The sequence below is a fragment of the Mycobacterium sp. 1164985.4 genome (assembly GCF_001668575.1).
GTDB lineage: Bacteria > Actinomycetota > Actinomycetes > Mycobacteriales > Mycobacteriaceae > Mycobacterium.
In genome coordinates this window covers 1-802 of sequence record NZ_LZMD01000051.1, presented here as the reverse complement: position 1 = coordinate 802, position 802 = coordinate 1, and the positions used below count along the sequence as shown (strand labels likewise).

1 protein-coding gene is annotated in these 802 nt (G+C 66.2%); it reads left to right on the top strand.

Features of this window, described 5'->3' with window-relative positions:
• Positions 1-106: 106 nt before the first annotated feature.
• Positions 107-664: a M15 family metallopeptidase gene (locus A5650_RS08110; RefSeq protein ID WP_067288725.1), complete on the top strand. Its 558-nt coding sequence runs from the start codon at positions 107-109 to the stop codon at positions 662-664.
• Positions 665-802: the final 138 nt, after the last annotated feature.

The following is an 802-nucleotide window of genomic DNA, read 5'->3' as shown; positions in this document are numbered from 1 at the left end:
CCGAGGGCAACGAATTCTGCATCCTGGCCGCCGAAGATTGACCCCTCGGCCCCTATTAGCGCGAGCGTGCGTGTTTGTACACGACACGCCGCGAAAACTCAGCCTCATGTGCACGCTCGCGGCCGTGTCGGTGTGGGCAGTTGCGGCGTGTGGCACGGCCGCGCCGCCACCGGCCCCGGCACCCGTCGTCGGCCAGGAACCCATGAAGCTCGGACCGGCAGCGCAGGACACCGTCGGCGGTTGGCTGCCCGACAGTCGCACGCTCAGCCCATTCGACACTCACGATCCGATCGTGGAGTGGCTCGACCCGCAGCTGCGCGAGTCGGTTCAGAAGGCGGCCCGCCGCGCCGAGAGCGACGGCATCGAGATGCGCATCTCGTCGGGGTGGCGATCGAAGGGTTTCCAGGAGAGGCTGTTCGCCGACGGTGTCGTCAAGTACGGAAGCATCGGAGCTGCACGGGAATTCGTGGCCTCGCCGGAGAAGTCGAAGCACGTCACCGGTCAGGCCGTCGACATCGGTCCTGTCGAGGCGGACAAGTGGCTGATCGCCAACGGTCGCGAGTTCGGCCTGTGCCAGGTCTATGCCAACGAGATCTGGCACTTCGAGTTGGCCGTCGTCGACGGGCGCTGTCCGCCGTTGAAGCCCAACGCCGCGGCGGATTGACCGCGCGCTCACGGAGAGCTCAGCGTGCACAAACTGTCGCTGATGCGCGGCGTGTCGTGTACAAACACGCACGCTCGCGCTAATAGGGGCCGAGGGGTCAATCTTCGGCGGCCAGGATGCAGAATTCGTTGCCCTCGG